At 35.6% G+C, this 26,047-nt stretch carries 28 protein-coding genes and 1 pseudogene; 22 read left to right on the top strand and 7 right to left on the bottom strand.

Annotated features, from left to right (window positions below; all coding sequences use genetic code 11):
• Positions 1-99: 99 nt before the first annotated feature.
• A complete protein-coding gene (locus tag F9U64_RS05290; RefSeq protein ID WP_153401957.1) occupies positions 100-291 on the bottom strand; it encodes a helix-turn-helix domain-containing protein in 192 nt (63 codons plus the stop codon).
• A gap of 288 nt (positions 292-579) precedes the next feature.
• On the opposite strand from F9U64_RS05290, the gene F9U64_RS05285 reads away from it, so the two are divergent.
• The 7 genes and pseudogenes from F9U64_RS05285 (at position 580) to F9U64_RS05255 (ending at position 5,765) form a co-directional block, all read left to right on the top strand.
• Complete coding sequence (locus F9U64_RS05285; protein WP_153401956.1) at positions 580-1,722, top strand: FtsK/SpoIIIE domain-containing protein; 1,143 nt, start codon at positions 580-582, stop codon at positions 1,720-1,722.
• Positions 1,664-2,251: a replication-relaxation family protein gene (locus tag F9U64_RS05280; protein WP_153401955.1), complete on the top strand. Its 588-nt coding sequence runs from the start codon at positions 1,664-1,666 to the stop codon at positions 2,249-2,251. Before F9U64_RS05285 ends, F9U64_RS05280 begins: the two co-directional genes overlap by 59 nt.
• Positions 2,252-2,263: 12 nt before the next feature.
• Positions 2,264-2,431, top strand: a complete 168-nt coding sequence (locus F9U64_RS05275) for a hypothetical protein (protein WP_153401954.1) — start codon at positions 2,264-2,266, stop codon at positions 2,429-2,431.
• A 65-nt stretch (positions 2,432-2,496) separates the two neighbouring features.
• Positions 2,497-3,198 (top strand): hypothetical protein, encoded by a 702-nt coding sequence (locus tag F9U64_RS05270; protein ID WP_153401953.1) that lies wholly within the window; start codon positions 2,497-2,499, stop codon positions 3,196-3,198.
• Between the two features lie 219 nt (positions 3,199-3,417).
• Positions 3,418-3,510, top strand: a pseudogene (locus F9U64_RS05265) (sporulation transcription factor Spo0A); the annotation flags it as partial.
• Between the two features lie 165 nt (positions 3,511-3,675).
• The gene (locus F9U64_RS05260; RefSeq protein ID WP_194287283.1) at positions 3,676-4,206 is read left to right on the top strand and encodes a CAP domain-containing protein; all 531 of its coding nucleotides are present in this window, start codon (positions 3,676-3,678) and stop codon (positions 4,204-4,206) included.
• Positions 4,207-4,418: 212 nt separating this feature from the next.
• Positions 4,419-5,765, top strand: coding sequence for an aspartate kinase (locus F9U64_RS05255; RefSeq protein ID WP_153401951.1), 1,347 nt, complete (start codon positions 4,419-4,421; stop codon positions 5,763-5,765).
• 94 nt (positions 5,766-5,859) lie between these two features.
• On the opposite strand, the gene F9U64_RS05250 is transcribed toward F9U64_RS05255, so the two are convergent.
• Positions 5,860-6,102 (bottom strand): DUF2627 family protein, encoded by a 243-nt coding sequence (locus tag F9U64_RS05250; RefSeq protein ID WP_153401950.1) that lies wholly within the window; start codon positions 6,100-6,102, stop codon positions 5,860-5,862.
• A 149-nt stretch (positions 6,103-6,251) separates the two neighbouring features.
• Between F9U64_RS05250 and F9U64_RS05245 the strand changes: the two genes are divergently transcribed.
• From F9U64_RS05245 to F9U64_RS05210, 8 genes are all read left to right on the top strand, one after another.
• Entirely contained in the window at positions 6,252-7,910 is a 1,659-nt protein-coding gene (locus tag F9U64_RS05245; protein ID WP_194287282.1) for an AAA-type ATPase lid domain-containing protein, read from the top strand.
• On the top strand, positions 7,907-8,977 hold the full coding sequence (gene buk, locus F9U64_RS05240) for a butyrate kinase (protein WP_153401948.1): 1,071 nt from the start codon (positions 7,907-7,909) through the stop codon (positions 8,975-8,977). The genes F9U64_RS05245 and buk overlap by 4 nt, the downstream gene beginning before the upstream one ends.
• A gap of 18 nt (positions 8,978-8,995) precedes the next feature.
• Positions 8,996-10,414, top strand: coding sequence for a dihydrolipoyl dehydrogenase (gene lpdA / locus F9U64_RS05235; RefSeq protein ID WP_153401947.1), 1,419 nt, complete (start codon positions 8,996-8,998; stop codon positions 10,412-10,414).
• On the top strand, positions 10,407-11,393 hold the full coding sequence (locus F9U64_RS05230) for a thiamine pyrophosphate-dependent dehydrogenase E1 component subunit alpha (RefSeq protein WP_153401946.1): 987 nt from the start codon (positions 10,407-10,409) through the stop codon (positions 11,391-11,393). Before lpdA ends, F9U64_RS05230 begins: the two co-directional genes overlap by 8 nt.
• Positions 11,394-12,377, top strand: coding sequence for an alpha-ketoacid dehydrogenase subunit beta (locus tag F9U64_RS05225; protein ID WP_153401945.1), 984 nt, complete (start codon positions 11,394-11,396; stop codon positions 12,375-12,377). It begins immediately after the preceding gene.
• 41 nt (positions 12,378-12,418) lie between these two features.
• Positions 12,419-13,675: a dihydrolipoamide acetyltransferase family protein gene (locus F9U64_RS05220; RefSeq protein WP_407647289.1), complete on the top strand. Its 1,257-nt coding sequence runs from the start codon at positions 12,419-12,421 to the stop codon at positions 13,673-13,675.
• Between the two features lie 129 nt (positions 13,676-13,804).
• Positions 13,805-14,422 (top strand): transporter, encoded by a 618-nt coding sequence (locus F9U64_RS05215; protein ID WP_153401943.1) that lies wholly within the window; start codon positions 13,805-13,807, stop codon positions 14,420-14,422.
• A gap of 9 nt (positions 14,423-14,431) precedes the next feature.
• The gene (locus F9U64_RS05210) at positions 14,432-15,070 is read left to right on the top strand and encodes a trimeric intracellular cation channel family protein (protein ID WP_153401942.1); all 639 of its coding nucleotides are present in this window, start codon (positions 14,432-14,434) and stop codon (positions 15,068-15,070) included.
• A gap of 1 nt (position 15,071) precedes the next feature.
• On the opposite strand, the gene F9U64_RS05205 is transcribed toward F9U64_RS05210, so the two are convergent.
• The gene (locus F9U64_RS05205; RefSeq protein WP_153401941.1) at positions 15,072-15,749 is read right to left on the bottom strand and encodes a TerC family protein; all 678 of its coding nucleotides are present in this window, start codon (positions 15,747-15,749) and stop codon (positions 15,072-15,074) included.
• Positions 15,750-16,030: 281 nt separating this feature from the next.
• Between F9U64_RS05205 and F9U64_RS05200 the strand changes: the two genes are divergently transcribed.
• From F9U64_RS05200 to F9U64_RS05190, 3 genes are all read left to right on the top strand, one after another.
• Positions 16,031-17,020: a BMP family ABC transporter substrate-binding protein gene (locus F9U64_RS05200; RefSeq protein ID WP_153401940.1), complete on the top strand. Its 990-nt coding sequence runs from the start codon at positions 16,031-16,033 to the stop codon at positions 17,018-17,020.
• Between the two features lie 29 nt (positions 17,021-17,049).
• Entirely contained in the window at positions 17,050-18,861 is a 1,812-nt protein-coding gene (locus F9U64_RS05195) for a sensor histidine kinase (RefSeq protein ID WP_153401939.1), read from the top strand.
• 69 nt (positions 18,862-18,930) lie between these two features.
• On the top strand, positions 18,931-19,362 hold the full coding sequence (locus F9U64_RS05190) for a BrxA/BrxB family bacilliredoxin (RefSeq protein ID WP_153401938.1): 432 nt from the start codon (positions 18,931-18,933) through the stop codon (positions 19,360-19,362).
• Positions 19,363-19,422: 60 nt separating this feature from the next.
• Here F9U64_RS05190 and prli42 read toward each other — a convergent pair whose 3' ends face one another.
• Complete coding sequence (prli42, locus tag F9U64_RS05185; protein ID WP_153401937.1) at positions 19,423-19,524, bottom strand: stressosome-associated protein Prli42; 102 nt, start codon at positions 19,522-19,524, stop codon at positions 19,423-19,425.
• 108 nt (positions 19,525-19,632) lie between these two features.
• Between prli42 and F9U64_RS05180 the strand changes: the two genes are divergently transcribed.
• Together F9U64_RS05180 and F9U64_RS05175 are read left to right on the top strand one after the other, a co-directional pair.
• Positions 19,633-20,748: a M20/M25/M40 family metallo-hydrolase gene (locus F9U64_RS05180; RefSeq protein WP_153401936.1), complete on the top strand. Its 1,116-nt coding sequence runs from the start codon at positions 19,633-19,635 to the stop codon at positions 20,746-20,748.
• An 18-nt stretch (positions 20,749-20,766) separates the two neighbouring features.
• Entirely contained in the window at positions 20,767-21,855 is a 1,089-nt protein-coding gene (locus F9U64_RS05175; protein ID WP_153401935.1) for a DNA polymerase IV, read from the top strand.
• 34 nt (positions 21,856-21,889) lie between these two features.
• Here the strand turns inward: F9U64_RS05175 and rnz are convergent, their stop codons facing one another.
• Together rnz and F9U64_RS05165 are read right to left on the bottom strand one after the other, a co-directional pair.
• The gene (rnz, locus tag F9U64_RS05170; protein ID WP_153401934.1) at positions 21,890-22,804 is read right to left on the bottom strand and encodes a ribonuclease Z; all 915 of its coding nucleotides are present in this window, start codon (positions 22,802-22,804) and stop codon (positions 21,890-21,892) included.
• A 12-nt stretch (positions 22,805-22,816) separates the two neighbouring features.
• Positions 22,817-23,551 (bottom strand): glycerophosphodiester phosphodiesterase family protein, encoded by a 735-nt coding sequence (locus tag F9U64_RS05165; protein ID WP_153401933.1) that lies wholly within the window; start codon positions 23,549-23,551, stop codon positions 22,817-22,819.
• A 225-nt stretch (positions 23,552-23,776) separates the two neighbouring features.
• Here F9U64_RS05165 and F9U64_RS05160 point away from each other — a divergent pair, with 225 nt between their 5' ends.
• The gene (locus F9U64_RS05160; RefSeq protein WP_153401932.1) at positions 23,777-24,571 is read left to right on the top strand and encodes an SDR family NAD(P)-dependent oxidoreductase; all 795 of its coding nucleotides are present in this window, start codon (positions 23,777-23,779) and stop codon (positions 24,569-24,571) included.
• Positions 24,572-24,585: 14 nt separating this feature from the next.
• A complete protein-coding gene (locus F9U64_RS05155; protein ID WP_153401931.1) occupies positions 24,586-24,903 on the top strand; it encodes an iron-sulfur cluster biosynthesis family protein in 318 nt (105 codons plus the stop codon).
• Positions 24,904-25,047: 144 nt separating this feature from the next.
• Here F9U64_RS05155 and F9U64_RS05150 read toward each other — a convergent pair whose 3' ends face one another.
• Positions 25,048-25,962 (bottom strand): aldo/keto reductase, encoded by a 915-nt coding sequence (locus tag F9U64_RS05150; protein ID WP_153401930.1) that lies wholly within the window; start codon positions 25,960-25,962, stop codon positions 25,048-25,050.
• Positions 25,963-26,047: the final 85 nt, after the last annotated feature.

The following is a 26,047-nucleotide window of genomic DNA, read 5'->3' as shown; positions in this document are numbered from 1 at the left end:
GAGAATGCCGTTCCTTCCCTTCAGAGGCCAGCAAGCGTAGCGCGGTAGGTACTTGACTAAAATTAAACATTTTTAGTCCAATTTATTGACATAGATCCATTATTCTTCATTAATCAAGTCATCTACTTTGCATCCAATTATTTTTGATATCTCATAAGCTGTTTCAAGAGTGATTTTTCTTTTCTTCGCATCGTATCTGGATAAGTTGTTTGGATCCATATTCAATTTGTTTGCTACTTCTCTTGCCGTAAAACCTTGCTTCCTAATTGTCTCCACTATCTTTAGATTCATATCTTCATCACCAATTACTAATTTCTAGACACAAAGCTTAATTCCTTTATATAAAATAAAAATATGCCATATTGGCATAGTACAAACTTTCTGTGCGTATCTATGTATTAAATCAAAAACATCAAAACAATACTCTTATTTCATTTTGTTAATATGCGTTAGAAATTATTGCTTGTCTATATCCTTTTAACGTTATTGCAGTAACATCGGAATGTTCATTTCATTGTTCATGACTAGAATATGCAAATGTATATGCATTTCTATATGCATAAGAGAGGAGAGGAGACAATGTTATTAGAAGCTGGAATTTGGATTGGAATAAGTACACTTATTCACTATGCATGGTTTCGAAAAAAGACGGAAAGAGAGAAGATTGACTTAGTGTTTAAAAATATTAAATATGGGTTTCAAGATCAACTACCTTATTATTTTAAAACAATCAAATCAGATACATGTAACACGTACATTTATCACTTGCCGTATGGTTTAATTGATGATCCTAAACTTGAAATCATCCTTCAAAAGACTCTTAATAGACCAGTTAAAATTGAGTTGAAGAATCAATTATTCATCAAGGTTTATCATGAGGATCTAAACAGTAAATACAATTATAAATTTATAAAATTAGATAATTGGCAGCTACCGATTGGTTATAGCCTAGGTGAGGAACTTATTTATCATGACTTTGATAAGATTCCACATATGACTGTTGCCGGTGCTACAAGGTGGGGGAAAACTGTATTCATGAAAAGTTTAATGACTCACTTTATCGAAAACCATCCTAATGATGTAGAATTTTTTATTCTCGATCTTAAGGGAGGATTATCTTTTCACCGATACGCTAATATAAAACAAGTGAAAGTTGTGGCTAGTAATTATAAAGAGTCAGCTTCAGCATTACAAATGGTCGAGCAGGAAATAAAACAGACCATGCAGCAGTTTAAATCTAATTACCAAGAAAATATATTAGATACGAAGATAAATAAACGTAAATTTATCATTATTGATGAAGCTGGAGAATTAGTTCCTAATAATAGCATGAGTGATGAAGATAAATTTAACGCTAAGATTTGCCAAAGAATTATGAGTCATATCGTGAGAGTATCTGGTGGTCTGGGTTACAGAATGATTTTTGGTACTCAATATCCCACTGCGAAAATTATGGATAATCAAATTAAAGCTAATTCATCTGCAAAGATTTCTTTTAAATTAGAAACTTCTACACAATCAAATGTAGCAATTGATCAAGATGGTGCAGAAAAATTAGAGTACCCGGGAAGAGCAATTTATAAAACCGTACACGAACATGTTGTCCAAACATTCTTTATTAACAGTGATGAAATGTGGAGACGATTAAGGAGGTATGAAGTTAATGATTCAGCAAGAACAAAGAAAGATCAGAGAAGAGAAGATATTGTTACGTTTGGCTGAACTTAATTTTGCTACTCGAGAACAATTACGAATCATCGAAGGGTTAGGGGGTGATCGAAACTCTCATAGAATATTGTATCAAATGGAAAAAGATAAATTATTGTCTTCTGTACGTTATGAAAAGAAGATTTACTTTCTTAGTAACCGTGGTAAAGAGCGTGTCGGAGTAACTCAAAGTAAACTTAAACGGGATAAGATTAAGCACACTCTAATGAGGAACGATTTATATATTAAGCTTGGTATGCCAGAAGGATGGAAGAAAGAAATTCCTGTTCATTTTGGCACAGAAACTTTAATTTCTGATGCTACTTTCCAACGTGCCGGACGTTATAGCTTTGTAGAGATAGACAATGTGCAAACAATGAAAACTAATTATGAAAAAATTAGAAAATACAGAGCATTATCAAATTTAATTAAGCAGCAATACAACCATGTTCCAACATTAATATGGTATTCACTTAGCGAAACTAGAAAAGAAAAGTTAAAAGATGCATGTGTCAAAAATGGACTCAAATTTAAAATATATTAAGGGGTGGGCAGTATGTTTAAAAACGCAGAGAAATTAAGCAAGTGTCTTGATCAGTTAATTAAGGTAACGGAAGAATTGGAGAACCAAGAGCGTATAGATGAGTTAGTCAATGTGATTCACCAGCTATCCATTGTGCATCAGAATGTTTTGGGAGATCTTATTAATAAGACAGTCGATTAAGATTGTCTTTACACAGGTAAAATCTACCTGTACTATTAAATTAAAACCATAAGGGGAGATTACGTTTGAAGAGAATTGTAATATTATTGCTACTTTTATTTTTAATCGCTTGTTCGAATAATGATTCAGTCGAAAAAGTTGCAGCAGATGATTTACAGAATAATACCGAGGTTGAAAAACCTTCTCAGAAAGAGGAAGTTAATCAGGAAGAAGCTGAAGTTGTTGAGCCAGAAGATAATAGAAGTCCAGAAGAGATTGAACGAGAAGGTGCGCTTATACAAATTGGAGATACAGCTAATGAAGATGGTGCTGGTAAAGTAGAACTTCTCAATATAGCTGAAATTAATGAAGTAATAGAGCAGGGGTCATTGAAGATTGACTTAATTAATGCGAAGGTTTTAAATAACTCTGAAATTCCACAAGACCTCATAAGTTATTTAACTCAGTTCGGTGATGTTAAGGATAGTCAGATTAATTATCTACAGATTCGAATGATTGTCGAAAATACTAGTGATCAGGATATTGTATGGGATGGTATCTCCACTTTGGTTACGGATAAAAAAGAACAAATTGATGGCGTATTAGATGATTTCATGATGAGTGAAGATAACTTATACTTTGGTATCGTAAAGAAAGAGCTTATCTTTAACTATATTTTAGATGATGCTGACATTAACAATGTGAGAGTTATATTTAGCCCAGTCCTTGATGAAAAGACATACGAAGAAATAGAGCCTTCTTTCGAACATGAGATTGTTTTTGAGTAAAGTGTGGCAACTGTTTTTCCGGGTAAATTAAAATCGAGTTTCTACCTATTATAATATGTTTATCGTTATCAAAATATAACAAAAAAAGGCTTGTCTTTTGCTTAAATATAACATACAATTATACCAACAAATACTAAATATTAAGGCGATAAATTACTTATATTACAACCCAACAAAGTTAGAAAGCTTATTAACATAAACCCTATTATACCAATGTGCTACACGGTCAGTGTTTCAAAGGCAAAACCGACGAATTCTGAGTTTATCGCAATGGTTGCAGACAGATTAAGACTTGAACATCGGGCATCATAATTTCATAATATTTCTCTCCCTTTCCAAATGTGTTTGGAAAGGGTTTTTTCGTCGTTACATAATAAAATATCATTGTTAGCAAAAATAAATGGGACAAAAAATTATCGATGAAAAGAATCTGGAGGACAACTGATAAAAAAGAAAGTTGTTTCGTCTTTTTTAGTAATGTTGCTTGTTTTATTGATTCCAAAAACAGTATTAGCTTCAAGCAGCTATTATGTAAAACATGGTGATACATTATGGAAGATATCAAAGAAATATAAAATGAGTTTAACAGAAATAATTGAAATAAATGAAGAAATAAGTAATCCTGACAGAATTTATCCAGGCCAAAAAGTTATCATACCAAGCATCGATCAAGTCAAGAGGATGGAACATCAAGATATACAACTGACAAATCAAGAGAGAGCAAAATATGGTTTACCTCCATTAAAGCCGAATTGGCAATTATCAAGAGTTGCTCGATATAAGTCTGAAGATATGAGTATTAATCAGTATTTTAGTCATAGTCCTACTTATGGATCTCCATTTCATATGATGCAAGATTTTGGTGTTTCCTATCGTTCTGCAGCAGAAAATATTGTCAAAGGACAGCAAACACCGCGACAAGTTGTACAAGCATGGACGAACTCCAGTGGACACCGAAAGAATATCTTGAACGGGAACTTTATCCATATTGGGGCAGGTTATGAGTAAAATAGAGATTACTGGACCCAGATGGTTCTTTCTAAATAATTGGGGTTACAGCTCATATATCGTTAAAATTAAGCGTGTACAAGACGCTAACTTGCTAAACGCCGACATTCTCCAATATAATTTCATTTATAGCCAACTTTTATTTAACAAAATGTTCTGAAATATGATAATATTTTTATTGGTATAAAAATAATTATTGGAGAGGTTATAAGATGAAAGTAGCTAAATTTGGAGGTAGTTCAGTAGCAAATGCTGAACAATTACGTAAAGTAGCAAATATTATTCAAGATGATCAAGATAGAAAAGTAATCATCGTATCTGCACCCGGAAAGCGTTTTTCAGAAGATACGAAAGTTACAGACCTCTTGATTGAGATGGGTGAAGCATTCTTAAATAGTGATCCATATGAAGACAAATTAGAGGTTGTCTTAAATCGATTTAAAGACATTACCTCTGAATTGAATATCTCAGAAGATGTTATTGCTGAAATCAAACAAGGAGTTTTGGATATATTTGCTTCTGACAGAAGTGATGATCTAAAAATGGATGCAATTAAAGCAACAGGTGAAGACTCGCTGGCGAAAATATTAAGTGTATATTTGCAATCACTTGGTTTGAAAGCTGTATATTTAAACCCTAAAGAGGCGGGGATCTTTGTCAGTGATAATCCGGGAAGTGCACAAATCTTAGATGAAAGTTACGATCAGTTATACAAACTTAGAGACCGTGAGGAAATTGTCATTATTCCTGGGTTCTTTGGTTATACAAAGGATGACAAACTGATTACGTTTTCCCGTGGCGGATCCGATATTACCGGTTCGATTGTTGCAGCAGGGGTAAAAGCAGATTTATATGAGAATTTTACAGACGTGGATTCTGTGTATTGTGTAAATCCTAATATCGTATCAAATCCGAAAGAAATTACCTCACTAACATACAAGGAAATGCGCGAATTGTCATATGCAGGTTTCTCTGTATTTCATGATGAAGCGCTAATTCCGGCATTCAAAGCAGATATTCCTGTTTGTATTAAAAACACGAACAATCCTTCTGCAATGGGTACAATTATCGTATCAAAGAAAGAACCGCAGCCTAATCCTGTTGTAGGTATTGCAAGTGATACAGGTTTTGTTAGCATTTATATCAGCAAGTACCTGATGAATAGAGAAATTGGATTCGGTCGCAAATTGTTAACTATTCTGGAAGATGAAGGGATTTCTTTTGAACATACACCGTCTGGCATTGATGATATTTCTGTTATCATAAGAGAATCTCGAATGACACAAGAGAAAGAAGAAAGAGTTGTTGCCAGAATCAAGGAAGAACTTCATCCTGATACCGTACATATTGATCGTGATTTAGCGTTAATTATGGTCGTTGGTGAAGGGATGGATAGTACAGTTGGTTTAGCAGATAAGGCAACACATGCTTTTGCAAAAGCGAATGTAAACTTGGAAATGATCAATCAGGGGTCTTCTGAAGTATCGATGATGTTTGGTGTCAAAGCATCAAAAGTAAATGATTCTGTTAAAGCACTATATGAAATGTTTTTTGAATAATCAGTATTAACAATATTTCCTGTTCATTAGTAAAGTTTCGTTTTCCAGTGAAAACTAAATTAAAATGACAAAGAAAAGGCGGAAAAATGACAGATCAATGATTAAATCTGTTATTTTTTCCGCCTTTTATTAATTGTCGTTTTTTATCTCGGTGTAAAATGAATCCTCCGATAAAGAATAGCCCACCGATAAATAAGAGAAAACCAATAATAAATTGCACAACTATATGGAAGAATATTGCTGTTAACTCCCCGAAAAAAGCATCCCTCATTAATTTAATTCCATAAGTCGCTAAAACCGCAGGCAGAACTAATAGCAAAAGCGCAACTAATCTCATAATAGAACCCCATTCTAAACAATTTCGCTCAACAAATACTATGAGTAGTATAGCATAATGGTAATATATATCGCAAAAAAAGTTCTAGCTTGCTAAATGTTGCATAAAATTATATCATGAATGTATGCAAAAAGATGCAGGGTGTGATAATGTTGTTTGCAAATGATGGTCAATTCGATAATATAACTAGTGAAACTATTATAAAAAACTTTCCGTTCGGTTTGTTAATCCTTAACGGGAGCAAACAAATAGAGGAGATAAATGAGCATGCAATAAATTACATGGGTATTGATAAAAACACTCCGTTAATTGGAGAGTCTTTATCAAGGTTCATGAGTCTGGACATGGTAGAGTCCGTTTGGCAACAAAGAAAAGTTGTTTTTCGTACAGAAACCCTATTGAATAATGGTGAGAAGGTCTTCTGCACATACAGCCCTATTCTGGATAAAAAGGGAATAACAATCAAGACATTCATAATTATCGAGGAATATGATTCTTTTATAGAAAAAGTACGGGAACAAACAGATCACTATCCTATGACAGAGCTGATCCCGTTAATTGCAGAATATTCTCCAGATGCGGTTTCTTTTATTTTACCTAATTTCGAAAAATCTTATTACAACAACAAATGGAATTTGCTTGTCGAACAAATGTGTAAATATGAAAAGAACGCTCGCACCGAACTTAATATGGTTCTGGCCCAAATTGTAAAAGATACAATAAAACAGAGACGCAAAATCATACAAGTTGTCACAATAGGAAACAATTTAGAGATTGAAATAACTTCAAAACCAATTATTATTTCCGGCAAATTATATGGTTGTTTTCAAATGATTAAAGATTATAAGGAAGTCAATAAGTATAAAAGACAGTACCAGCTGGCAACATCGATCATCAGGAAATTAGAGAAGAGTTATCTAATGGATGATCTTGTTGGTGAGTCCTTTGAAGTAATAATGGCAAAGAAACAAGCAATACTATATTCAAATATGAATGTACCTGTTTTTCTTAAAGGCGAGCAAGGAACTGGCAAAGAATTAATGGCCAGAGCGCTGCATTTTGATAGTAAAAGAAAGGAATACCCCTTTAAAATAGTACGAGTAAATGGGAAAGAAGAGAATTTAGAAGCTATATTGTTTGGAGAAGGTTCTAATAGTGGTATTTTGCAAGAAGTAAGGAAAGGCACACTATTCATCGATGAATGTATGGCTTTTCCTAAGCAGATTCTTAACCGGATTGCAGAGAGAATCGAAAATGATACGGCTGATGATTTATTTCAATTGATTGTTTCTACAAGTAATCTGGACGAAGCACTTCCAAGAAGCTTATTTTTCGATTGGATAAGCAGATATCAAGTAGAACTTCCCCCATTAAAAAAGCGAAAAGAGGATATAGAACTGTTAACAGGTCATTTTATCGAGCAATATAACAGTAGATATAAGACAAACATACACAGCATTGATAAAGACTTACTTACTTTATTCCAGCAGTATGACTGGCCTAAAAATATTGCTGAGTTAGAGAGCCTGATCGAAAGTGCTGTATTGAAAGCTGATTATAGCGAAACAGTCCTTAGGAAAGAGTTATTACCCGCTCACCTTTTTTCTGAATTAGAAAAGAAGGAACCAACCTTCTCAGAAGGAATGGAATTGCAGCAGGCAATTGATTCATTTGAGAAGGATTATATTAAAACAACATTGGAAAATAATCATTTTAATAAAACAAAGACTGCAAAACAATTAGGCATATCAATTAGAAGTCTTTATTACAAAATGGATAAATACCATATGGACAGGGGGAGCTCATGAGTAATCGGACGTTTCGAATTTTAGTTATTAATCCATTGGTTCATTCAACCAAAATAGCCATTTATGAGAATGACCGTAACATATTCGAACAAGACATCTTGCTATTAGAACAAGAAAAAGATTTATACAAACAGATTGATTTTAGAATTACTTCAGTAACCGAAACCATTATAGATCTAGGATTGAATTTGTCATCAATTGATGCGGTTTGTGGCCGAGGAGGCTTACTCAGACCGATCAGTGGCGGAACATATCGTATCAACGACAAAATGATAAGTGATTTAATCAATGGGATAAATGGAACGCACGTTTCTAACTTAGGTGCAATCATAGCATATAATATTGCGAATAAATTAAATGTAAATGCCTATATAGTGGATCCTGTGGTTGTAGACGAAATGACTTCTTTGGCCAAAGCAACAGGAAGACCTGAAATTAAACGGAAAAGTATTTTTCATGCACTAAACCAAAAATTTGTTGCAAGGGAACTGGCAAAACAGTTAGATAAAAAAGTCGAAAACTTAAGTATGATTGTCGCTCATTTAGATGGTGGAGTAACTGTAGGCGCACACTTTCATGGCAAGGTGATTGATGTAAATAATGGTTTGGATGGAGAAGGACCATTTTCGTTTGAACGTTCTGGAAGTTTACCTAACAACGAACTAATCAATTTAAGTGTAGAAGCAGGCAGACAGATGCAGCAATTAAAACAAAAACTGATCCATCAAAGTGGTTTAAAGGCGTACTTAAGAGTAAATCAAATAAGTGATGTGATCAACCTTGTACAGCAAAAAGACACAGAAACGATGGAAGCTCTTGGTATTATGGCATATCAAGTAGCAAAAGAAATTGGGAAAATGGCGGCAGTTCTGGAAGGGGAAGTTGATGCCGTAATTTTAACAGGTAATCTGGCGAAGATGCATTATTTAAATAGTCGGATTATAAATAAAGTCAGCTGGATTGCAGATGTATTTACTTTTCCTGGTGAAAATGTGCTTTTAGCGTTAGCCAGAGGTACTTTAAGAGTTCTGGAAGGCAAAGAACAAGCGAAAGAATATGATTTTTAGCAAAAGTGAGGGATTTAAATGGCATTTGAGTATGACGTTGTCGTGCTTGGCGGCGGAACAGGCGGCTATGTAGCTGCAGTCCGTGCAGCGCAATATGGATTAAAAACAGCAATTGTCGAAAAAGATAAATTAGGTGGAACATGTTTACATAAAGGCTGCATTCCAACAAAAGCCTTGTTAAAAAGTGCAGAAGTATTCGGGATGGTTCAATCAGCATCCGATTTCGGAGTAGAAGCTGGACAACCGAGCTTTTATATGGATCAAGCAATCGAGCGAAAAGATAAGATAGTCGAAACGTTGCATCAAGGTGTTAAAGGGTTGGTTGCCACTGCAAAAATAGATATCTATGACGGCTTTGGACGTATTTTAGGACCATCAATCTTTTCGCCAATGGCTGGTTCTATTTCAGTAGAATACGATGATAACAGGGAAAATGATGTGTTAGTTCCCAAGAATGTAATTATCGCTTCTGGATCTTCTCCTAATCCTATACCAGGTATAGCAATTGATGGGGAAAAAGTAATCACTTCAGATCATGCAGTAAATATGGAGAAGCTTCCTGCTTCGATTATTATTGTGGGCGGTGGTGTGATAGGCGTAGAGTGGGCATCTTTCTATCAATCAGTTGGTGTCGACGTAACATTGGTAGAGGCTGCTGAAAATATTCTGCCAAATATGGACAAAGAGATCGCCAAAGAGATGAGCAAATATTTAAAACGACGAGGGGTTAAGCTGCATACTAGCACAAGTGTTGAGCCAGCCAGTTTAACGACAACAAATAGCAGTATTTCGATAAAATCCTCTGATAAGGAGCTTGAGTGGACAGCAGACCAATTGCTAATATCTGTTGGACGAAAAGCTAATGTTGGGAATATGGGAATAGATAACACGGATATCCAGCTCAACAATAACCACATCGATGTGAACGACTTTTTCCAAACGAAAGAGTCTCATATTTATGCCATTGGTGATGTGAATGGTGGTAAGCAGTTGGCACATGCAGCTACATATGAAGCGAATGTGGCTGTAGAACATATTGTTGGTAATCTGCCAACATTAATTCCACAAACTGACATTCCAGCTTGTGTATATGGTGAAATGGAAATTGCAGCAATTGGTCTTACAGAGTCTGAAGCAAGAGAGCAATATAATAATGTGAAAATCACAAAAACATCGATGCAAGCAATTGGTAAAGCACATGTTAATGGAAACAGTGCGGGCTTTGCCAAAATCATAATTGATCAAGATACAGATGATTTAATCGGTTTCCACATTATCGGAAAAGGTGTAACAGAGCTGATCGGACAAGTGAGTTTAGCGAAATACTTTGATGGATCAGGTTTGGAAATGTCAGAAGCAGTCAATCCGCATCCATCAATCTCAGAAATTATAAGTGAGGTTGCATTAGCAGCTGAGGGGAGGAAATTACATGGATAACGTGCAGGTAAGTAATGAACAGCATTTAGCAATGTATGAAGAAATGCTTTTAGCAAGAAGAATTGATGAAAGAATGTGGTTATTAAATCGGGCGGGCAGTATTCCGTTTGTAGTATCGGGGCAAGGTCAGGAAGTCATGCAAGTTGCTGCATCATTTGCGCTTGATAAAGAAGTAGATTATATTCTGCCATATTATCGCGATTTAGCTGTTGTATTGCATTTTGGCATGACAACTAGAGACATCTTTCTGATGGCATATGGGAAAGCGGAAGATCCTAACTCTGGCGGAAGACAAATGCCAAATCACTTCGGACAGAAAAAGAACCGAATTGTTACACAATCATCCCCTGTAACAACCCAAGTTCCACATGCGGCAGGAATAGCGCTTGCAGCAAAAATGGAAGGCAAGTCACTCGTTTCCTTTGCCACAATGGGAGAAGGATCTACAAATCAGGGAGATTTCCATGAAGGTTTGAACTTTGCTGGTGTGCATAAATTGCCTGCAATTTTTATGGTGGAAAATAATAAATATGCCATTTCTGTGCCTCTCAGCAAGCAAGTAGCTTGTGAAAATATTGCGGATCGCGCGATAGGATATGGAATGCCTGGCATTAAGGTTGATGGTAATGATCCTGTTGCAGTTTATCAGGCGGTTAAAGAAGCGCGCGATAGAGCATTAAATGGTGATGGACCGACATTGATTGAGGCAGAGTCCTATCGTCTTACACCACATTCAAGTGATGATGACGATATGACTTACCGTACAAAAGAAGAAGTGGATTACGAAAAGTCAATTGATGGCCTTTTGCAGTACAGAAAAAAATTAATGGAAGAAGGCATTTTAACAGAAGATAAAGAAAGAGAAATGGAAGAAAAGTTAAAACAAGAGATTAATGAAGCAACAGATTATGCAGAGAAAGCTGCAAGTCCAGATCCAAAGACATTGCAGGATTTTGTTTACAGTGAGGAGGGGTTTTAAATGGCAGTCTTGAATTATATTCAAGCGATAACAAAAGCACTCAAAGAAGAGATGGAGCGTGATGAGAAAGTTTTTATCCTGGGAGAAGATGTCGGGCCTCGAGGCGGAGTTTTTCGTGCAACAGATGGTCTGTATGAGCAATTTGGCGAAGCCAGAGTGCTTGATACACCATTAGCCGAATCAGCTATTGCAGGTGTCGGCATTGGTGCCGCAATGTATGGAATGAAGCCCGTTGCAGAAATGCAATTTGCTGATTTTATTCTGCCTGCTGTGAATCAGATTATGTCTGAAGCTGCCAGAATACGATATCGTTCCAATAATGATTGGGATTGTCCGATCACTATTCGTGCACCATATGGTGGAGGAGTGCATGGAGGTTTATACCACTCCCAATCCATTGAGGCTATTTTTGCTAATCAGCCTGGATTGAAAATTGTGATGCCTTCAAGTCCGTATGATGTAAAAGGTTTATTAAAGGCTTCGATTCGTGATCAAGATCCTGTTTTGTTTTTAGAACATAAAAGAGCTTATCGTTTGCTAAAAGAAGAAGTACCAGAAGAAGATTACACCATTCCAATTGGTAAGGCTGCAGTAAAACGTGAAGGCAGTGATGTAACGGTGATAACTTATGGTTTGTGTGTGCATTTTGCTAAACAAGCTGCAGAAAAACTGGAGCAGGAGGGAATCAGTACAGAGATTCTCGATCTGCGTACAGTGTACCCGCTTGACCAGGAAGCAATTATTAAGGCAGCTTCCAAAACTGGAAAGGTGTTACTAGTAACAGAAGATAATAAAGAAGGTAGCATTATTGGTGAAGTAGCAGCTATTATCAGTGAACATTGTTTATTTGATTTGGATGCACCAATCAAAAGACTGGGTGCACCAGAAGTGCCTGCAATGCCGTTTGCTTCTAAATTAGAAAAAGAAATGTTGATGAATTCGGACAAAATTGAAACAGCCATAAGAGATTTAGCAGAATTCTAATGGTAAGGAGTGTGAATGAATTGGGATTACAAAGAATTAATATGCCGCAGCTAGGAGAAAGTGTCACAGAAGGTACTGTGAGCACATGGCTGGTGAAAGCAGGCGATCATATTGAAAAATATGATCCAATAGCAGAAGTAATGACAGATAAAGTGAATGCAGAAGTACCATCATCCTATACCGGGGTAATCAAAGAGCTTGTCGCAAATGAAGGCGACACACTTGAAGTTGGACAACTGATGTGCTACATAGAAGTTGAAGGGGCGGAATCCGGTGAAAATCGTACCCAGCCTGAGAAGCCTGAAAAAGCACCAGAGAATAACGCACCTGCTGATAAAGATCAGTCAATGAAAAACAGATATTCCCCAGCTGTTATGCGCATAGCTCAAGAGAATGATCTGGATTTGACCCAGATAACAGGTTCAGGAAAAGGTGGGCGTATAACAAGAAAAGATGTCGAGAATGCTGTGAATAATAAAGATCAGGCAAGTAACCAGCCTAATGTGAAATCACAGCAGATTCCTGAAGAAAGTCAAAAAGAGCAAGTGGAAGATTTTACACCACCGATTATTCGGAGAAAGCCGATAAAAGTTAATGAAGGCGACCGGGAGATACCTGTGACAGGTTTACGCAGGACGATCGCGCAAAATATGGTCAGGTCTAAAACAGAAATCCCACACGCCTGGATGATGATTGAAGTGGATGTAACAAACCTAGTAGCTTACCGTAATGCAGAAAAAGATCAATTTAAAGAAAACGAAGGCTATAATTTATCCTATTTTGCTTTCTTCTTAAATGCAGTGGCCAAAGAATTGAAGAAATTCCCTGAACTGAACAGTTGCTGGGCAGGGGATAAGATTATCCAGCGAAAAGACATTAACCTGTCTATTGCAGTGGCACATGGCCATGAATTATATGTACCAGTTATCAAAAATGTTGATGAAAAAAGTATCAAAGGAATTGCCAAAGAAATTAATGAACTTTCAAGAAAAGCTCGAACAGGCAACTTGACCGCAGATGATATGGAAGGTGGTACATTCACAGTTAATAATACAGGATCATTTGGTTCGGTAGAGTCAATGGGTGTGATTAATTATCCCCAATCAGCCATTCTGCAAGTAGAATCCATTGTCAAAAGACCTGTTATCATTAATGATATGTTTGCAGCACGAGATATGGTCAATTTGTGCTTATCGCTTGATCATCGTGTATTGGATGGCGTGATTTGCGGTGCGTTTATGTCCCATGTAAAATCCATTTTAGAAAATATCTCAAGTGATACGACACCAATCTATTAATTGTCGAAAAAAGTGTTCCAATTTTATAATGAATCTCGTATACTTAATTGAGAAAAGAAACCCATCTTTGTTACAAATGGGTTTCTTTCCTGTTATTTTTTACTATCAATTTGATATGGTGTGGTTATAATGCAGGGAATTCTAAAAGTTACCTATGATATGTTCATGATTTGTTTAGTTATTTTAACAATCTTAACATTATGGACTGATAACCAGGTAAACTCTCCAATAAACTGGCTTGTCTGGCTAATTTTTTTCATTGATTTTATTGTACGGATCCTGACAGTTGAAGATAAATGGACTTTTATTAAGAAAAATCCATTTTTGATAATTGCGATTATTCCTTTTGATCAGTTCTTTCAATTAGCAAGATTTGTCCGGATTATTTATTTATTCCGGATTAAGACAATTACTAAATATTATATCCAGCCTTATTTACAAAAAATGAATCTATACACAAAGATTGCAATCATCACCCTTATACCGATCAGCTTAATCATTGAATCATTGCTGATTTGGCAGATGGATAATGACTTTCATAGTTGGATTGATGCACTTATTATTGTTTTTCAACATTTATTCTTTTTTGCCAATAGCCTGCAATCAGTAGATCATTTTCCTACAATAGTCTGTTTGACCATTACTTCTATTCTTGGTGTGATCATTCAAGGGTTGGCACTACAGTGGGTATTCAATAAATTAGATGTTATCTATAAAGGCTTTAAAGTACCTGATCAGGAAAAATAGGAGGTTGTCATGTTACTTATCGAAATGTTTGTATTTATTGGGACCATCGCATTTGCGATATCAGGTTCTTTGCTTGCTATTCAAAAAAGACTAGATATATTCGGAGTCATCTTACTAGGATTGACAACGGCTTTAGCAGGTGGTGTGATCAGGGATTTGATGATTGGGAATATCCCGCCAACAAACTTGGCCGAACCACAGTATTTTTTAGTTAGTTTGTTAGCTAGTTTAGCTACTATTCTTTTTTATGAGAGAATTGAGAAAGTAACCTACAGTATCTCTCTTTTTGACGCAATTGGATTAGGTGTTTTTACGGCAGTTGGTGCGAATGCAGCGCTTAGTTTTGAATTCTCTCAGCCATTCCTGATTATTGCAATGGGATTAGTAACTGGTATAGGCGGTGGAGTGCTTCGTGATGTTTTTGTTCAGGAAATCCCGCAAGTTTTTCGAAAAGAAGTTTACGGATTGGCTTCCATCGCTGGTTCTGCTGCTTTAATTCTAAGTGATGATTTTGTCACACCAATATTAAGCTTATATATTTGTTTAACGGTTACGTTTACGATCAGAATGCTGGCACTTAAATGGAAATGGAATATTCCGGTTGTTGAAAGAAAATCGAAAATAAAACAGAAATCTATAAATTCATAAATCATGAGTTTTGCTGTTTGGTAATAAAACCACTCCAGACTACCCCAATTGTTAGAATAATGGAAAGAATAATAGTGGTAAAGTGGTGGTTCAGATTAAAAGTCTGAAGAATAAAAGGCTCATGCATAATCATATCAGAACCTGTAAAAATCAGAATCCCTGCTCCGATATACATTAAGTAACTGTATTTATTTAGCAGGATAACGATAAATTTAGCTCCGAAAATCATTAACGGGATACTAATTAATACACCTATAGCTAGTAATGTTATATTCCCTTCGGAAGCACCAGCAATAGCAACAACATTGTCTAAACTCATCACAACATCAGCGGTTATAATGGTTAGCACTGCTCGATAGACAGAGTCATGAGAAGCGATATGTTGTTGCTCCTCATTATTAATCAGTAATTTATAACTGATCCAGACAAGCAAGATCCCTCCAATTAAATAAATAAACGGAAATTTGAGCAAGAAAATAATTCCGCTTGCAAATAAAATTCGCAGAGCAATAGCACCGCCAACACCAATTAAGATAGCTTTATTTTGAAATTTTTTCGGCAAATTTTTGGTTGCTAAAGCAATTACAAGAGCATTATCTCCTGAAAGCACAATATCTATTGAAATTATCTGCAGCAGCCTTAGCCAATCAATATCAAGTGTTGATAAAAAGAATAACATCCTCTTCCCTCCTGATTTTTCTTTGGACAATCTTTTTTATTGTATGCTTATCCATCTGTAAATTATGATTAATGAGCGAAAAGGAAATAACAACATAGATCAATATCGCATTTTGTCGAAATCAAATGAATGATGTAAAAAAATGTGTTCAAAATGGAAAAACTTATGTATAATGGGGTTGTAATACAATATTACTAAATCTTCTTTCTTAAATCCTGTCTGGGACAGCTTATATAGTAAAATCAGCGCAATTTCTGCAAGTGGAATATTGAGGTGCTTATATGAAACGAAATCAGCAAGTAAAATACATATTATTAATTACACTAGGAGTTACGGCTGTTGTTTTTGTCTTTCTTTTATCCCGTTCCATGAAGATAATGGATGATATGAACGCAGCAGTTGATAAAGAGCATGAACAAGTGTTAATACTGACAACTGATAAAGTAACGGATCAGAGTTGGGGCAGCAGGGCATATAAAGGCAAAATGAAAATGGAAAGCTTGTATGATGTGGAAGTGGACCTTGAAAGTGAAGTAAACCTGGAAAATGATTTAGATAGTTTAGTTCAGCAATATATCCAAGGTGGTACAGAACTGATCATCGGACATGGAAGGGAATTTTCAGAGAGTTTTTATGAATTGTCGAACCAACACAGTGAAACTCAATTTGTAACAGTGCACGGTGATTATATAAACAATAACTTGGCTGTATACACATTTGATCATCAGGAAATAGAATATGTTGCTGGTGCAGCTGCCGCTCTGAAAACAAAAGCACAAAAAATTGGTGTTATCGATGCGATAAATAATAAACATAAGGACTGGGGTTTCCCGGCAGGAGTTCAATCAATTAATCCTGAAATAGAACTAGTTTATGATGTTGTATATAGCAGAGATGATCATAAGAAAGCTTTGCAAATTGCTAGAGAAATGATGGAACAAGGTGTAGATGTCATTTACTCTAAGGGGAACAGTTACAACCAATCTGTCATTAATTTTGCTAAGACAAATGGTATATTCGTAATCGGTTACTTGGAAGACCAGGCATATATGGCGGAAGATGCTGTGCTGACAAGCGTACTGAATGATGTGTCACAAGTTTATGCAGCTATTATGAAGGACTTTTTAAGTGAGGAAGGAATAGAGGCGGAAAAAAAATACCTTACGACAAGAGATGGCGTATATGGATTAGCATCATTAGGTAACATGTATACAGAAGAAGAAATGATATTAATAGAGAACATAAAAAAAGAGATTTTGCAAGAATCTTAAATCTGTTTTTAAGTTAGGGGAAGAGTTTTATGACCAATTTAATTAGCAAATTATCTTTGCGAAATAAGCTGCTTACAATTCTTCTCATTATAATGGTTATATTTAGTGGATTTTCTATTTTTTTAATTCAATCAATAGATGAAGTAAGTAAGGTGACAAACTCAATTAAAGACACTAATCTTCCCCATCTGGTCTGGTATAATCATTGGGACAAAGAACTGGATATTAAAAGAAACCTCGTTCAGACATACGTGAACGATCAAAGCAACCAGAATATTAACAGGGAATATAGTTCTATTATCAGCGCATTACAACAAGACTCATTGGAAGATGTAATTAAGTTACCTGAAGACTTAGAAGATTTGCATAATAGAATAATGCTGTTAGATTTCATTATGACAAACAAAGTGGCTGGCTTATTAGAATATAATGAGGTTCAGGCTGCAAAAAACGTACTGCGAAATGAATATTTACCGGAATTAGAATCATTAAAGAAAGAGATCACAGAGAAGAGAATGGAAGAACTTTATGCTTTTGACGCAAATACAAAGGCATTTCCGGAAATTATAGAAAAGTCTATTTATATCTTATTGATCCTTACGTTTGTAGGGATAGTTATGTCCGTTTATTTGTCTTTCCGGATGAGTAGGAATATGACTAAACCTATTGAACAAATGGTGGATAAAGTGGATAAAATAGCGAATGGTGATTATGGAATAATATTAAAACAGCCTAGACAAATTGAATTTCAAAGCTTAACAAAGTCAATTAATCAAATGTCATTCAGTTTACTTCACTCCTTTCAGAAAATCGTCCGTGATAAATTAAAACATGAAAAGATACTTAATTCTTTGCCTATTGGTATTATTACATACGATAATAACGAACAAGAATATACTGCGAATTCTTTTGTAATGAATTTATTAAAGATTAATTTGAAAAGGTTTAGTGACCCGGTTCATCTAGAGAGTGCAAGATCAAATCCTTTGATTGAAATGTTTTTATCTGAAGAAAACTATTTTAACAAAAAAGTTACCATAACAATAACGGACAAAGAGTATGTATTACTAGTTTCACAAACAACTATGAAAGACAGCAATCATAATGTGATTGGAAGAATATTCTACTTTGTTGATATAACGGAAACAGCCATGCTTGAAAAGCGGATCGTTCAATCAGATAAATTGGCTCTGGTAGGAGAGATGGCTGCTTCATCAGCACATGAAATTAGAAATCCTTTAACTGTTATTCATGGATTTTTGACACTTATGCAAGAATCATTGAGTGAGGAAGAGTTAAAAAGATTCAATTTTCAATTAATGATGAAAGAAATAGAGCGTTTATTCGATATTGTTGAACAAATGTTATTGATGTCTCATCAAAAAGAGCCAGAGAGACGATCATTAAAATTAACAGAAATTCTAAATGAATTAGTACCTTTGTTACAAAGTACTTTTGATGCGAAAAGTATTTTGTTTACAATGGATATTAATGACCACGAGGTTTTTGTGGATTCGAAACAGATGAAGCAGGTGTTTCTTAATCTTATAAGAAATAGTCTTGAAGCAATTGGTGCTAATGGATCTATACATATTAAAACATTTGTCCAAGACAGAGAAGTAATATTAAGGATCAGAGACAGTGGACCAGGTGTCCCGGATTCTATTAAAAATTCTCTGTTTGAGCCATTTTCTACATCCAAATCCAATGGAACCGGATTAGGTTTAAATGTTGTCAGGAAAATAATTAACAGTCATGATGGACAAATTTCATTATATGAGAGCAATTCTAATGGAACTGCATTTGAAATAAGACTGCCGCTTTGCACTAAGTGTAAGTAATTCTGATTGAAAAAATAAAGGTATGTTGTTAAGATGATATATAATGAACTATGAAAAGGAGTTTGACAGATGGAATTTAATTTATTTATGGGTGATATTGTAGAAACTGCCAGAAATGAAATAAAAGAAGCAGGGTATGAAGAATTAAAAACACCTGATGAGGTTAAAGAAGCACTAGAACAAAATGGCACTACATTAGTTATGATAAATTCCACATGCGGCTGTGCCGGAGGGGTAGCAAGACCTGCAGCTGCCAGTGCTGTACACTATGATAAACGACCAGATCAGCTTGTTACAGTATTTGCTGGCCAAGACCGGGAAGCAACTGAAAAAGCGAGAGAGTATTTCGAAGGGTATCCGCCATCATCACCTTCTTTTGCTTTATTAAAGAATGGGAAAATTCAGAAAATGGTTGAAAGACATGAAATTGAAGGACATAGCCCTGTGGAAGTAGTTAATAAACTCCAGCAATTATTTGATGAATATTGTGAGGAAATTTAATTCCATTTTCTCTGGTTAATAAGAAAGGAATCAACATTGGATGTTGATTCCTTTTCATGATTAAATAAATGCAGACAGACCCATTGTTAGAGTAGATAATACCATTGCAATAATCATAATATATACAATTAGCTTAATACGCTTTTGTCGCTTTGACGCCATATTGACAGCCTCCTTTAATTACAAACAATACTATCATTATTTTACATGGTATTTATCTTTAGGACAAGTAAATAATAAGTGAAAAAATCGATCGGAGGAACATAAAGAGTGAAAACAGACAGAATTATCCAACAATTTATCGAATTAGTAAAAATTGATTCAGAAACAAAATATGAAAGAAAGATTGCAGATTATTTAATTAAGCTTTTCAAAGATAACGGGTTAGAAGTAACGGAAGATAATACACCCCTAGAGACGAACCATGAAGCAGGTAATATCCTTGCTTACTATCCTGGAAATAAACAGAAAGAAGCAATTTATTTCACCAGTCACATGGATACAGTAGTCCCTGGCAAAGGTATTCAACCTTCTATTCAAAATAATTACATTTGTTCAGATGGCACCACGATCCTTGGGGCCGATGACAAAGCAGGAATTGCAGCGATTATTGAGACAATTCATTTGTTAAAAGAAAATACAATCGATCACGGTGATATTTACTTCCTTATTACTAGTGGGGAAGAATCAGGCTTGGTTGGTTCTCGTTATTTTGATGAAACATCACTTCCGGTAAAATATGGTTATGCATTAGACAGCGATGGCGATGTTGGTCACATTATCACTTCGGCTCCATCACAAGTAAAACTTTATGCAACTATTTATGGAAAAGCTGCACATGCTGGAGTAAGTCCGGAAAAAGGGGTATCAGCTATCAGCTTGACTGCTAAAGCAATTACCAAGATGCCGCTTGGAAGAATTGATGAAGAAACTACTGCAAATATCGGCAGTTTTGAAGGGAAAGGGCCAACAAATGTAGTTTGTGAACAGGTATTATTAATTGCAGAAGCGAGATCCTTATCTGAAGAGAAGTTAGATAAACAAGTAAAAGCAATGGTGGAAGCACTTCAAACAACTGCAGAAGCAATGGGAGGGAAAGTGGATATCAAGACAGAAGTTATGTATCCATCCTATCGTTTCGATGAGACGGACAAAGTAGTCAAAACAGCGATCCAGGCAGCAAAGAAAATTGGAGCTGAACCAATTCTTACAACCAGCGGTGGTGGAAGTGATGCCAATCATTTAGCTGGTAAAGGTGTCCCAACAGTTAATTTAGCAGTCGGTTATGAGAATATACACACTACTAGTGAAAGAATACCGGTAAACCAACTAAAACAAATACCGCAATTAATGATAGAGATAATAAAAGGTGTGGACACTTTATAGTAAAAAGAAGTGAGACGTATGAGTAACTGGTATCCAAAAAACGGGTATGTAATATTACATGTTGATATGAATAGTTTTTATGCATCTGTGGAAATCGCTGAAGATTCTACTTTAAAAGGGAAACCTGTTGCAATTGCCGGAAATCCTGATGAGCGTAAAGGAATCATTGTTACATGCAGCTATGAGGCAAGAAGCTTTGGTGTAAAAACAACAATGGCATTATGGGAAGCTAGAAAACTATGTCCGAACTTAGTTGTATTAAAACCAGATTTTCCGAAGTATCGGGAGGTTTCTCAGCAAATTTTCAAATTGCTAGGAACCTATACACCATATATAGAACCAGTATCGATTGATGAAGCATTTATGGATATTACTACATGCAGCCATATTGGAAGTCCTGTTGAAATAGCTAACTCTATTCAGAAAGTACTATTAGAAAAGTTAGATTTGCCATGCAGCATCGGAATTGCACCAAACAAATTTTTGGCTAAAATGGCTTCAGATATGAAAAAACCAAATGGGATCACAATACTGAGGAAAAGAGATATTGCTGCGAAATTATGGCCGCTGCCAATCGAAGAAATGTATGGAGTTGGGAAAAAATCTGCTGAAAAACTAAAAAAGCATAACATCATTTATATTGGTGATATAGCAAAAGCGGAAACACACTTGATAAAGTCTCTGTTAGGTATTAATGGAGAAAAACTGAAAGCAAGAGCTTTAGGAAATGACCCAAGACCGGTTGACCCAGAGAAAGCAGCAAGTTTTAAGAGCATTGGCAGCTCCGCAACTTTTCCTGAAGATATAACTGACTTTGAAGAGCTCTTGATTCAATTAAAACTTCTGGCGCAAAATGTAACACTTCGCTTGGAGCGTAAAAATGCAGTAAGCGATACGGTTCAATTGACGATCCGTTATTTTGATCGAAAAACAATTACGAGAAGAATGAAGCTTCCAACATATATATTTTCAACAGAAGATATATTTTATTACAGTGAGTTACTGTTGAACCAACACTGGAATGGCTCTGCTATTAGGTTGCTTGGTATTACCATGCAAGATGCAAGGAGTAAGGATCATGCAACCTATCAACTGAGTTTTTTCTAATGAATAATAACAAGAAAGACTATACTTGATTGTTTTATACAGCAAACCAAGTATAGTCTTTTGCAATCTCGGTATTTGGAAAGATTTCTTTTGCTTCATTTTCTAATGAAGAAAGATCCTCCTCTTGAAACCTTGCTGAAATATGGGTGAGAATCAGTTTCTTTACTTTTGCTTTCTTAGCTAATGTTGCAGCTTGTTTGGTTGTGGTATGAAAATACTCATAAGCAAGCTTCTCTTGATCAGCAGAGAATGTTGCTTCGTGGATGAGAAGGTCCGCATTTTCTGCTAATTTATCTTGCTCTTCCTTAAAGCGGGTATCCCCGAAAATTGCGACAACTCTTCCGGGTTTTGGTTTCCCGATGAATGGCGCAGTTTCTAATGTTTGTCCATCAGGAAGGACTACTTTTTCCTGATCTTTTATTTGCTGATAGAGAGGTCCTGGCTGAATATTATGCTGTTTTAGTTTATCTACTAACAAGGCACCAGGCAGATCTTTTTCTATAATTCTGTATCCATAACTAATAACACCATGATCCAATGAATTAGCGACGACCTTGAATTTGTTATCTTCATAAATAATTCCATTATGTGTTTCTACAAAGTTAATTTGATAAGTTAATCTTGTTTGGCTTATTTCCAAACTGGTTTTGACATATTCTTCAATACCCCTAGGTCCAAAGATGGTTACTGGTTCAATTCCCCCTTGAAATGATCTGCTGCTCAGAAATCCCGGCAGCCCATAAATGTGGTCACCATGTAAATGTGTAATAAAGATTTTTGTCACTTTTCGTGGTTTTATATTCGTATATAAGATTTGGTGCTGAGTCGCTTCACCACAATCAAACATCCACATTGTGTTGTTTTCTTGTAACAAGTCAAGCACAAGGGAAGTCACATTTCTGTTTTTGCTTGGTAAACCTGCACCTGTTCCTAAAAATACTACTTGCATATGGCCACTCCTTTAATTTTCAAGTTTCTTCCTGATAGACCATGCAATATCTGGTACATCTGTAATTATGGCATGGCAATTGCTTTTTATTACTTTTGATATGGAGAATGGCTGATTAACAGTATACACAGCAGTGTAGAGGTTATTATTTGCTGCTTTATCTACTAACCTTCTTGATAGTAATCGAAAACGGATATGTAAGCCATCTACACTCAGGTGTTTCGCAGTCTCTATTAAATCTCTGGATCGTTTACTTGTGAGCAGGGCTGTTGCAATATCGAATTTCAGCTTTTTCATTTTCAGCAAGCTTTTTCGGCTGAAAGTGGAGATCACCGTATTTTCTTCCATTTGGTATTTTTTTATTTTTTCATATACTATTTTCTCTATGTTAGGATATTCAATTAAATTATTTTTTAATTCAATGTTTAATTTTAATTGTTTTTCCTTATTCCAAGTTAATAAATCATCAAGAGTGGGAATGACAGTTTGACGGAAATTTACTGAATGCCAGGAACCTGCATCAAGTTTTTTTAATTCATCATAAGAATAGTCTTGCACAAATCCCATACCATTGGTTGTACGTCTTAAATTCTCATCATGAATTAATACAGGAATATTGTCTTTGGTTAACTGTACGTCTGTTTCAATACCATCGGCTCCTTGTTGATAAGCTAATTCGAATGCTGGCATGGTGTTTTCAGGAGCTTTCTTACTAGCGCCTCTGTGAGCATAAATATATGTAGACACATTGAACACCCCATTTTTCATTGTATTCTTACTGTATTTTTATTACACTGCGAAAAGTCTGAAATACCATACTGGTCAAAAGCTCACTTTATTGTGCTTGATTTCGGTAATCCTGTCAAATTGATCTCTTCTTCCATTCATAGTATGCAAAAATTCCAATTGTATTAATAATCAGATAAATTCGACTCCTGTTCTATTCGTGTTAAAATAGAAATGGTGATGAGGATGAATCAATTAAAAGGAAAAGTAGTTGTGATAACTGGTGCCTCTTCTGGAATTGGGGAAGAAGTTGCCAAAAAATTAGCATGGTCAGGTGCAACTGCAATAATGATTGCACGATCAGCTAATAAGCTGGAATCTTTGCAAAAAGAAATAAGATCCACCTATAACCAGGAAGCTTATTATTATAGTGTTGATTTAACAGACCGGAAACAATGGGAAAATACAATAAACCGGATAATGAGTACCTTTCCAAGAGTTGATGCATTGATAAACAATGCTGGTTTCGGTGTTTTTGAATCTTTTGACGAAATGGATTGGGATAAAGCGGAGAAAATGCTCTCCTTAAATGTGAATAGTTTAATGTATACAACTTATCGTTTACTGCCTGCTTTAAAGCAACAGAGAAGTTCCCATATTATTAATATAGCTTCACAAGCTGGCAGAATTGCTACACCGAAAGCGGCTGTATATAGTGCGACAAAGTCGGCGGTGATTAGTTTTAGTAATGCCCTCCGGATGGAATTGGCGCAAAATACTCAAGTGAATGTGACGTGTGTAAATATAGGTCCAGTAAAAACGAGTTTTTTTGACCAGGCAGATCCTTCCGGGAAATATCAAGAAAGTGTTGCCCGCTATATGCTGGAACCTGAAAAAGTCGCAACCAAAATCTGCCAGGCATTATTCACAAATAAACGGGAAATAAATTTGCCAAAATGGATGCAGTTTGGATCAGTTTTGTATCAACTGTTCCCATCTGCTATGGAAAGATTATTAAAAAGTCAATTTGAAAAGAAATAAGGAGGAATAAGAGCATGGAACTGTCTATTACAGAACAGGCGCTTGCGAAAGTGAAGGAATTAAAGAGTGCAAACCAGCATTATCTCGCATTAACTTATGATACAGAGGGCTGTGGATGCGGTGTAAATGGAATGCCAACGATCAATTGGAAAGCAGAAAAAGAGAATAGTGATTTAGCTGTAGAATGTGAGGAGATACCTGTAGTGGTTCATTATCAGCAAAAGGTTTTCTTCGCTAAAAAAATGACGCTTGATTATAATGGTCAGACATTTCGATTAACAAGTCCTGAAGGTGTATTAAATCCATTTATTTCGCCAATGACGATAAATTAATAATCAACACTTGTTCATGAGGAAAGCATAATCACTTCCAGCTGTATAAAAGGCACTGGAAGTGATTTTTTTAGGAACTGACAGTATTATCACATCTTAAGACTGCCATATTGTGCAGATCAGGCCTCCCATTTATAAAGCAGTTTACCTGTGTTGCGTATAGGTGTTTTGTCTAACTATTTCTTTTACTTTCTCTAACTGTTCAGAACTGAATTGCTGTGATAGGGCATGGATATTATCATTCAACTGATCGATTGAACTTGCTCCAGCCACAACAGAAGAAACTGGATTATTTGCTAATACGTATGCAATAGCAAGTCCATTCAGAGTCTGAGATTCTGTTAAGAGATCCCCCAATTTATTTACAGCATGCTGCAAATCGGTTTTGCTGTGATCTAAATAACCATCTTCTGCTTTTGTTGCTATTTTAGTGGAAGCCTTACCCGATAACATTCCTTTCGCCAATGTTCCTCTTGTTACAACATTAATATTATTTTCCGCCAGTAAGTCCAATACTTCTTCTTCCGGTCTGCGGTCAAAAATACTGTATTGCATCATAACACTTGTGATGTTTGATTTCCTTACATATTCTCTAATAACATTTGGGCGAATGGAAGAAATACCGTAATAGCGGATGATTCCCTCTTGCACTAAATCTTCGAACGCTTCAATTGTTTCATCAATTGGATCATCAATTGTCCCGCCATGTAGTTGATACAAATCAATATAATCAGTTTGCAATCTTCTCAGACTATTTTTCACTTGCTGTTTAATATAAGCTTTAGATGGATCCCAAAACCATGTGCCATCATCTTTTAAGTGGTTACCAACTTTAGTAGCAAGAATTATATCCTGGCGTTTATGTTTAATAGCTTCACCTACGATTTCTTCATTCCTGCCGTGATCATACAAATCAGCTGTGTCCAAATAATTAATTCCCTTATCCAGTGCACTATCCATTATTGTTTTGGCTTTATCTTTGTCTGTGCCCAGTGACATGCAGCCAAGTGAGAGTTGGGATACATTCAGTTCCGATTTTCCTAATTTATTATAGTTCATAATAAACTCCTTTCCCGCTGATAGTTTCATATTCATTGTATATATTCCGGAAAAGAAATACAATTAATGTAGAAGAAAGGATGAT

This window comes from Gracilibacillus oryzae (assembly GCF_009498735.1).
In the GTDB taxonomy this organism is placed as follows: Bacteria; Bacillota; Bacilli; order Bacillales; family Amphibacillaceae; genus Gracilibacillus; species Gracilibacillus oryzae.
The sequence above is the reverse complement of the archived record's forward strand: the minus strand, read 5'-3'. Positions and strand labels throughout refer to the sequence as shown.

What these genes read in the sequence shown, in the direction of transcription:
- F9U64_RS05245 (WP_194287282.1), top strand. Translation starts at nt 6,252, where the DNA reads ATGTTGTTTGCAAATGATGGTCAATTCGATAATATAACTAGTGAAACT.
- rnz (WP_153401934.1), bottom strand. Translation starts at nt 22,804, where the DNA reads ATGCAAGTAGTATTTTTAGGAACAGGTGCAGGTTTACCAAGCAAAAAC.
- F9U64_RS05175 (WP_153401935.1), top strand. Translation starts at nt 20,767, where the DNA reads ATGAGTAACTGGTATCCAAAAAACGGGTATGTAATATTACATGTTGAT.
- F9U64_RS05200 (WP_153401940.1), top strand. Translation starts at nt 16,031, where the DNA reads ATGAAACGAAATCAGCAAGTAAAATACATATTATTAATTACACTAGGA.
- F9U64_RS05155 (WP_153401931.1), top strand. Translation starts at nt 24,586, where the DNA reads ATGGAACTGTCTATTACAGAACAGGCGCTTGCGAAAGTGAAGGAATTA.
- F9U64_RS05290 (WP_153401957.1), bottom strand. Translation starts at nt 291, where the DNA reads ATGAATCTAAAGATAGTGGAGACAATTAGGAAGCAAGGTTTTACGGCA.
- lpdA (WP_153401947.1), top strand. Translation starts at nt 8,996, where the DNA reads ATGGCATTTGAGTATGACGTTGTCGTGCTTGGCGGCGGAACAGGCGGC.
- buk (WP_153401948.1), top strand. Translation starts at nt 7,907, where the DNA reads ATGAGTAATCGGACGTTTCGAATTTTAGTTATTAATCCATTGGTTCAT.
- F9U64_RS05160 (WP_153401932.1), top strand. Translation starts at nt 23,777, where the DNA reads ATGAATCAATTAAAAGGAAAAGTAGTTGTGATAACTGGTGCCTCTTCT.
- F9U64_RS05210 (WP_153401942.1), top strand. Translation starts at nt 14,432, where the DNA reads ATGTTACTTATCGAAATGTTTGTATTTATTGGGACCATCGCATTTGCG.
- F9U64_RS05255 (WP_153401951.1), top strand. Translation starts at nt 4,419, where the DNA reads ATGAAAGTAGCTAAATTTGGAGGTAGTTCAGTAGCAAATGCTGAACAA.
- F9U64_RS05260 (WP_194287283.1), top strand. Translation starts at nt 3,676, where the DNA reads ATGTTGCTTGTTTTATTGATTCCAAAAACAGTATTAGCTTCAAGCAGC.
- F9U64_RS05195 (WP_153401939.1), top strand. Translation starts at nt 17,050, where the DNA reads ATGACCAATTTAATTAGCAAATTATCTTTGCGAAATAAGCTGCTTACA.
- F9U64_RS05250 (WP_153401950.1), bottom strand. Translation starts at nt 6,102, where the DNA reads ATGAGATTAGTTGCGCTTTTGCTATTAGTTCTGCCTGCGGTTTTAGCG.
- F9U64_RS05285 (WP_153401956.1), top strand. Translation starts at nt 580, where the DNA reads ATGTTATTAGAAGCTGGAATTTGGATTGGAATAAGTACACTTATTCAC.
- prli42 (WP_153401937.1), bottom strand. Translation starts at nt 19,524, where the DNA reads ATGGCGTCAAAGCGACAAAAGCGTATTAAGCTAATTGTATATATTATG.
- F9U64_RS05225 (WP_153401945.1), top strand. Translation starts at nt 11,394, where the DNA reads ATGGCAGTCTTGAATTATATTCAAGCGATAACAAAAGCACTCAAAGAA.
- F9U64_RS05220 (WP_407647289.1), top strand. Translation starts at nt 12,419, where the DNA reads ATGCCGCAGCTAGGAGAAAGTGTCACAGAAGGTACTGTGAGCACATGG.
- F9U64_RS05215 (WP_153401943.1), top strand. Translation starts at nt 13,805, where the DNA reads ATGCAGGGAATTCTAAAAGTTACCTATGATATGTTCATGATTTGTTTA.
- F9U64_RS05205 (WP_153401941.1), bottom strand. Translation starts at nt 15,749, where the DNA reads ATGTTATTCTTTTTATCAACACTTGATATTGATTGGCTAAGGCTGCTG.
- F9U64_RS05190 (WP_153401938.1), top strand. Translation starts at nt 18,931, where the DNA reads ATGGAATTTAATTTATTTATGGGTGATATTGTAGAAACTGCCAGAAAT.
- F9U64_RS05150 (WP_153401930.1), bottom strand. Translation starts at nt 25,962, where the DNA reads ATGAACTATAATAAATTAGGAAAATCGGAACTGAATGTATCCCAACTC.
- F9U64_RS05275 (WP_153401954.1), top strand. Translation starts at nt 2,264, where the DNA reads ATGTTTAAAAACGCAGAGAAATTAAGCAAGTGTCTTGATCAGTTAATT.
- F9U64_RS05230 (WP_153401946.1), top strand. Translation starts at nt 10,407, where the DNA reads ATGGATAACGTGCAGGTAAGTAATGAACAGCATTTAGCAATGTATGAA.
- F9U64_RS05280 (WP_153401955.1), top strand. Translation starts at nt 1,664, where the DNA reads ATGATTCAGCAAGAACAAAGAAAGATCAGAGAAGAGAAGATATTGTTA.